Source organism: Boseongicola sp. (assembly GCF_057460485.1).
On sequence record NZ_JBVCWP010000239.1, the window covers coordinates 1 to 5,982 of the forward strand.

6 protein-coding genes and 1 pseudogene are annotated in these 5,982 nt (G+C 56.2%); 1 reads left to right on the plus strand and 6 read right to left on the minus strand.

The features are described 5' to 3' along the window. The 5 genes and pseudogenes from AC221Y_RS19045 to AC221Y_RS19065 form a co-directional block, all read right to left on the minus strand. Positions 1-203 (minus strand): annotated as a pseudogene (locus tag AC221Y_RS19045) (enolase C-terminal domain-like protein); the annotation flags it as partial. 148 nt (positions 204-351) lie between these two features. Beyond that, positions 352-1,098 carry a glutathione binding-like protein gene (locus AC221Y_RS19050; RefSeq protein ID WP_486708045.1) on the minus strand — a complete coding sequence of 249 codons (747 nt, stop codon included), beginning with the start codon at positions 1,096-1,098 and terminating at the stop codon, positions 352-354. Then, on the minus strand, positions 1,095-2,309 hold the full coding sequence (locus AC221Y_RS19055) for a CaiB/BaiF CoA transferase family protein (RefSeq protein WP_486708046.1): 1,215 nt from the start codon (positions 2,307-2,309) through the stop codon (positions 1,095-1,097). Before AC221Y_RS19055 ends, AC221Y_RS19050 begins: the two co-directional genes overlap by 4 nt. A 781-nt stretch (positions 2,310-3,090) precedes the next feature. Continuing rightward, positions 3,091-3,801 (minus strand): ribonuclease activity regulator RraA, encoded by a 711-nt coding sequence (locus AC221Y_RS19060; RefSeq protein WP_299748764.1) that lies wholly within the window; start codon positions 3,799-3,801, stop codon positions 3,091-3,093. Between the two features lie 17 nt (positions 3,802-3,818). Continuing rightward, complete coding sequence (locus tag AC221Y_RS19065) at positions 3,819-4,154, minus strand: SDR family oxidoreductase (protein ID WP_299753070.1); 336 nt, start codon at positions 4,152-4,154, stop codon at positions 3,819-3,821. Between the two features lie 115 nt (positions 4,155-4,269). Here AC221Y_RS19065 and AC221Y_RS19070 point away from each other — a divergent pair, with 115 nt between their 5' ends. Beyond that, positions 4,270-5,094 carry a LysR family transcriptional regulator gene (locus AC221Y_RS19070; protein ID WP_299753105.1) on the plus strand — a complete coding sequence of 275 codons (825 nt, stop codon included), beginning with the start codon at positions 4,270-4,272 and terminating at the stop codon, positions 5,092-5,094. 444 nt (positions 5,095-5,538) lie between these two features. Here the strand turns inward: AC221Y_RS19070 and AC221Y_RS19075 are convergent. Further along, a partial coding sequence (locus AC221Y_RS19075) for a sulfotransferase domain-containing protein (protein WP_486708047.1) occupies positions 5,539-5,982 on the minus strand: 444 nt, incomplete at its 5' end.

The following is a 5,982-nucleotide window of genomic DNA, read 5'->3' on the forward strand; positions in this document are numbered from 1 at the left end:
GATTCAGTGACAGTATTGTTCAAAAACCCAGCTACTTCGCGGGCGAGGAAGCGACCGGTGAACCCATGCCCCGTTATGCCTTCCGCGTCCCGTATACGAAGATGCACAAAGGTGAAACTATCTGCTCCAGCATAAGGAGCTGGATCGCCAGGGAAAGCATTGGGGCTATGTACGCTTGCTTCAATTAAAAGCGGCATTTGCATCTGAAGATCTTTTCTCAGTTTACTCCCCGCCGTATACTGCGATCCACTGACCGATGACAAAGTGCGGCGCTATCAGTGGAAATCAACTTGACGTGGGTAGGGCGGTGACAAAATCCTTGGTCGTCTCGAAAGAAACAGCTTGAAGCAGTCAGATCTGCTCATTCGTGTCGGACTTCCGGGCACTGCTCCGGAGAACCGACGAACTTTGATTGAACAGAACCTTGTTGTTGTCGGCGCGATGCTGGCCCCGGTTTTGCTTGCTTTTAAAGAGCTCAATGGCCCTTTGCACCGGGGGGCGGGCTTTGATCCGTGCCCGCCAATCTGCAACACGCGGAAAGGCCTCAAGCGATGCGCCCAGAGGTTTGGCGATGAAAGCCCATGGAAAGATCAGCATATCGGCGATTGAATATTCGGCCAGTATCCAGTCCTGACTTTCCAGTCGATTTTCCAGAACCGCCAGGTTGCGATCATATTCGCCAAGATACCGCTTAAAGCCGTAGTCGCGGTTATTCTCAGGGGCATAGTTTCGAAAGTGGCTAAGTTGTCCGCCCATCGGACCCTGATTGCCAACCTGCCAAAACATCCATTCCATGAGCTCTTTGCGCGCCCGCAAGTCGCTTGCGGAAGGGGCGAAGAGCTTCGTTTTATCAGCCAGATAAAGCAATATCGCAGCAGACTCGAATACAGATACCGGTGATTTCCCCCATTCTGGTGCGGGTGAGTAATCGACGATGGCAGGGATCTTCGCGTTCGGGCTGATTTTTAGAAAGTTATCTGAAAATTGCTCGCCTTCGGACAGCCGAACAAGCTTTGGTGCGTAGTCCAGCCCACATTCCTCAAGCATGATGGAGGCTTTCCATCCGTTCGGTGTCGGCGCGAAGTAAAGGTCTATCACTCAATACTCTCCTGTACATCTGTCGCAACACCACTCCTGATTAAGGTGTCGATATCATAGGCGCTGTATCCTGCTTCGTGCAGGACAGCGCGCGTATCTTCTCCAAGCCGGCGGGCCGGCCGTGGCGGAGCAACTGGGCTCGCTGAGAACCGAGCGGGCGCGCGCGCCTGACGGATGCGTCCAGCTTGCGGGTGGTCCAATTCCAGGATGGTGTGGTTGGCCGTGACCTGCGGATGGCTATACATTTCAGCCCGGGTCAGCACAGGCGCGCAGGGCACATCCTTTGCCGTCAGCCGGGTCATCCAGTTCACCGTGGTATCCTGCAAGAGAGCCTCTTGTGTCAGCGCAAGCCGCTCTGGCTTGTTGATCTCTCGCAATGCGACCGATGAAAACCGTGGGTCTTTCAGCCAGTCGGGTCGTCCCACGGCGGCCGATAAGCCGGACCAGGTGGAATCGGTGTGGGCCGAAACAGCCATCCAGCTATCCTTGGTTTGATAAATCAGCTCAACAAAGCTTTGAGCCTGAGCGCCTTCGTCTGGGGCTGCCTCATCACCAATGAAGGTGTATCCAGCCATATCAGAACTCCACAGGAAGGCCACAACTGTGTCCAGCATAGACAGGGTCAAATGACTGCCTTGCCCTGTTTGGGTCCTTGCAAACAGGGCAGCGGTAATTGCCTGGCTCGCCTGAATTGCGGTCACTTTATCTGGCAGGATTGTCCGCACGAGGCGCGGCCGCGCAATGTCTGCTCCGCCCTGAACGCTCGCCAATCCCGAAAGCGCCTGAACAAGCGGATCATAGACAGGCTTGCCCGCCCAATCGCCTTCAAATCCGAACCCTGCGATCGAAGCATAAATGATATCAGAGCGCACGGCACGTATCGCTGGCTCGCCCAGACCCAATCGCTCGGCAACACCGGGACGAAAATTCTGGACAAATACGTCGGCCCCCTCGCAAAGTCGAAGCGCAGCTTCGAGGCCACGTGGATCCTTGAGGTTCAACGTTACCGAGCGCTTATTGCGATTATTGTTGAGAAATGAGGCCGCAAACCCGCCGCGCCTGCCAGCCACCTGACGGCTATGATCTCCGCCATTTGGATGCTCGATCTTTATCACTTCGGCGCCCTGATCGGCCATGATCATCGTGGCGAGAGGCCCTGAAATCATAGTGGTTGCGTCGATGATCCGTATTCCGTTCAAGGGTCCGGGCATTCAGTGTATCCTAATTAAGAGCTTCTGCTGCATTCCGGCATACAAAATCTACGCATACCTTTAGTTGGTAATCGGGTTCTAGTGGCCACGGCCGACGAGTTTTTTTTTGCAGTCAAGGGTCTTAGGATCGTCTAACCGCCAGTTGGGGTCAAGAATGGTATCTCCCTCCCCATCAAGTGTCTTTTCCAACAAAAAATATAAGAAAAATGTCGACCTAGCGCGCAGGGATTTTATCTACATGCGGCGGTCTGCTTGCTACGACACTGTTCGCGTACGTCATAGATTTTATAAGCCCACGTATGAATGATCTGGCATCAAATCACTGTTATCAATTGAAAAACTGTTTACCACCCGACCAAGAACCGTGTCTCGTAAAGCGCAAGATACTTGGGCACAGCCCAATTCTCAGTGAGTAAGTGCGTTGTTCAATGATCATGTCTGCGTCTTCTCAGAGTGAATGGTCATCAGGCGGATGAACTTCTATGGTTTCAGGCGTTTGCGTTCCTCTCCCAGCCACGGAAAATCTGCCAGAATACCCTAACCAGAAACGAGGACGTTTTCAGCGATCACATTAATGTGGACTTTAGGTTCCTCGATTTCGTTTTTGGTATGCGCGTCGTGCTCGAAGCCCCAGTTTTCACAAGAGCTCAACGCGCGTCTGCGGGCGTTTTTTTGTCCAGCAATGAATGCGGTCTGACTTGGCTATGTGAGCCAGCAACACTGCCATCTCAAATCCCCCAACTTGGACCCATGGGTGCTGACGCCAGCGACCGATGAGATTTCAACTTTGGTTGTCAGCTAGCCATGTCTCGTAGCGAACCCTGGTTTCTTCGTTCATCGGATAGAGGCCGGGCAGTTTCTCACCACGTTCGACTTCTCCAATGATCCATCCCTCTAGCTTTTCTTGCGCGGGCGACTCGGCGACGACCTCGTCCAACAAAGCTTGCGGAATTACCACGGCCCCGTCGCTGTCGGCAACGACAATGTCACCGGGTATAACTGCGACGCCACCACAGCCTACGGTCTCATTCCAGCCAACAAATGTCAGGCCCGCGACCGACGGAGGTGCGGCCGCCCCCTTGCACCAAACCGGTAGATCGGTGTCGAGCACACCACCAAGGTCGCGTACGGCACCATCGGTGATCATCGCGGTGACATTACGTTTCTTCATGCGGGCGCAAAGGATGTCGCCGAACACGCCAGCGTCGGTGATCCCCATCGCGTCAATAACGGCGATGCACCCTTCAGGCATTTCCTCGATCGCAGCACGGGTCGAGATCGGGCTGGCCCATGACGCCGGGGTCGCCAGGTCCTCGCGCGCGGGGACAAAGCGAAGCGTAAACGCTGTACCAACCAGCCGCGACTGGTCAGCGCGCAGCGGCATGGCACCGCGTATCCAGACATTGCGCAAACCCTTTTTCAACAAGATGGTTGTCAAGGTCGCAGTGGTTACTTTTTCAAGTGTGGCCTTGGCTTCGATCGAAAGTGTCATATCAATTTTCCTTGCTATCAAACGTTTGAAATATATCCGCCATCACCGCGGATCATGCTGCCGGTAATGTTCGAGGCGCGTGTGCTGGCCAAGACTGCCGCGACATCGGCATATTCTTCGGGATCGCCGTAGCGCCCGGCAGGGATCGCAGCGAGGCTCTCTGCGCGGCCTTCCTCAACACTACGGCCTTCGCGCGCGGCCTTCTTTTCGTCGAGGAAGGTGATCCGCTTCGTGGCGACCCGGTCCGGCAACACGATATTGGAGGTAATGGCGTCCTCACCCACTTCATCGGCTAAGATCTTTGCCCATCCGACAAGCGTGCTGCGCAGAGCGTTCGAAAGACCCAAGTCCATTGCTTGTTCCCTTGTTCATGTTGTTCGCAGCGACGATATCGCTCTGGTGACGCAAAGAATAGTTCCGTATCCTTCGTTCTATGCGAAGGAATAGTTTGTTTCGTACACACGAAATCTGGAAACGCTGGTCGCTGTGGCACAACGCGGCTCGCTGGCCGCGGCGGCTCAACATCTGAATTTGACTGCGACGGCTGTGGCACAGCGCACCCGAGCGTTGGAAGATGAAATCGGTGCTGATCTAGTGGCCCGCTCCGGACGCACAGTGCGCCCAACCGAGGCTGGCCATGCGGTGCTCGCGCGTGCCGAAGGGGTGTTGGCGGCACACCGCAGCCTACGCGCAGCTGTGACCGGCCAGACGATAGCAGGCAGTCTTCGCATCGGCGCGATCTCTACCGTTCTCTCCGGCATTTTGCCCGATGTCCTAATGAGCTTCTCACGCAGTGACGCCGATCTTCGCATATTCCTTGAACCGGGTACGTCGAGCGACCTTTATGACCGTACAATAGCTGGGCATTTGGACGCTGCGGCAGTCGTCAAGCCGTCATTCGATCTGCCCAAGGCATGGGATTTTCAGACTTGGCGACGAGAAAAATTAGTACTGCTCATTCCCAGCAATGAAACCCGCACAGATATAGGAGCGATACTGGGCGATAGCCCCTTCATTCGTTACGACCGTCAGCAATGGGGGGGCGTGCGCCACAAACCTGGCTGTCTGACGCAGGCATCACTCCCGATGTACGGTACGAACTGGATGCACTTGATGTCATCGCCGTGCTGGTCGGTCGTTGTCTCGGAGTATCAATTGTGCCGGACTGAATCGGACCGCGCCCTGAGGGGGTTGCCATCCGCAGCCTCCCTCTCCCCGACCCAGCCCCATTCCGTGAAATCGGCTTGTTGTGGCAGCGCCCCTCGCCACGTATCCAGCTTCTGCGCAAAGTAATGCAAACGGTTACGCAAATATCCTAGCCTCTGGACCTATTAACAGGCCCCAGTGTCAATGGCAGCTTCGACCCAGAGCAGACACTGGCGAAAAATGCAGCGATGACCGATTTGCGGGACTTGATGCACCCGCGGCATCTCCGATCGTCCAGATGACTACCCGGCGACGAGCGCCTCGCTGCAGCGCAGCTCAACTTACCGTAAGCGGTCGGTAGAACCGCGCTCGATGAGCCGGATCGGAACCGGTCGTTCGCCGAGCGGTAACCTGATGTCTCACATGCGGGATGTTGGAGACATCTGAGCAGAACGCTCAGATGATAGGGTCGAGCCCAAAGCGCAGGATTCTGCGGCGTCGACGAAGGGCAGCTTTACCCGGCATCTTGGCCGTCTCCGTTTCGTCCTCGGTCAGTCTGAGCGAAGCCCGCGCAAGCGAGTATAGCCAATCTCAGGCCGCTCCGTCGGTCGGCCCGCCCTGTTCCAGCCAGCGCTTCGCCGCCGGCTCCAGCACATTCGAAGCCACCTCCTCGTAACGCGCGAGCTGCCCCGGTGTCAGCACATCGCGCCACCGACCGTTCGTCCCCTTGTTGTAGAACACGGTGGCGCCGCCCTTGAGCCCGCTTTCATGTCCTTCAAGCGCCTCCGCATCGCGCTTCATCGAGGAGAAGTCGCAAAGTTCGGTGATCCGGTCGAGCATCTCATCCGCGACCTCGATCTCGAGATACCGGGCGATCCGCGCGATCTGGCCCCTGAGGTCTGCCTTCATGTCGGCGTAGTGCAGGAACAGAACGTTGTCCCGATGTCGTTCGGGCCACCAGGTCTGGGTCTGCCGCATACATGACCAGAATGGATATCCATCGGTCTCGCCCTCGATCGCGCCGCGGGAGATCCA

Coding starts and splice junctions, on each gene's coding strand:
- AC221Y_RS19060 (WP_299748764.1), bottom strand. CDS start 3,801: ATGACACTTTCGATCGAAGCCAAGGCCACACTTGAAAAAGTAACCACT.
- AC221Y_RS19065 (WP_299753070.1), bottom strand. CDS start 4,154: ATGGACTTGGGTCTTTCGAACGCTCTGCGCAGCACGCTTGTCGGATGG.
- AC221Y_RS19055 (WP_486708046.1), bottom strand. CDS start 2,309: ATGCCCGGACCCTTGAACGGAATACGGATCATCGACGCAACCACTATG.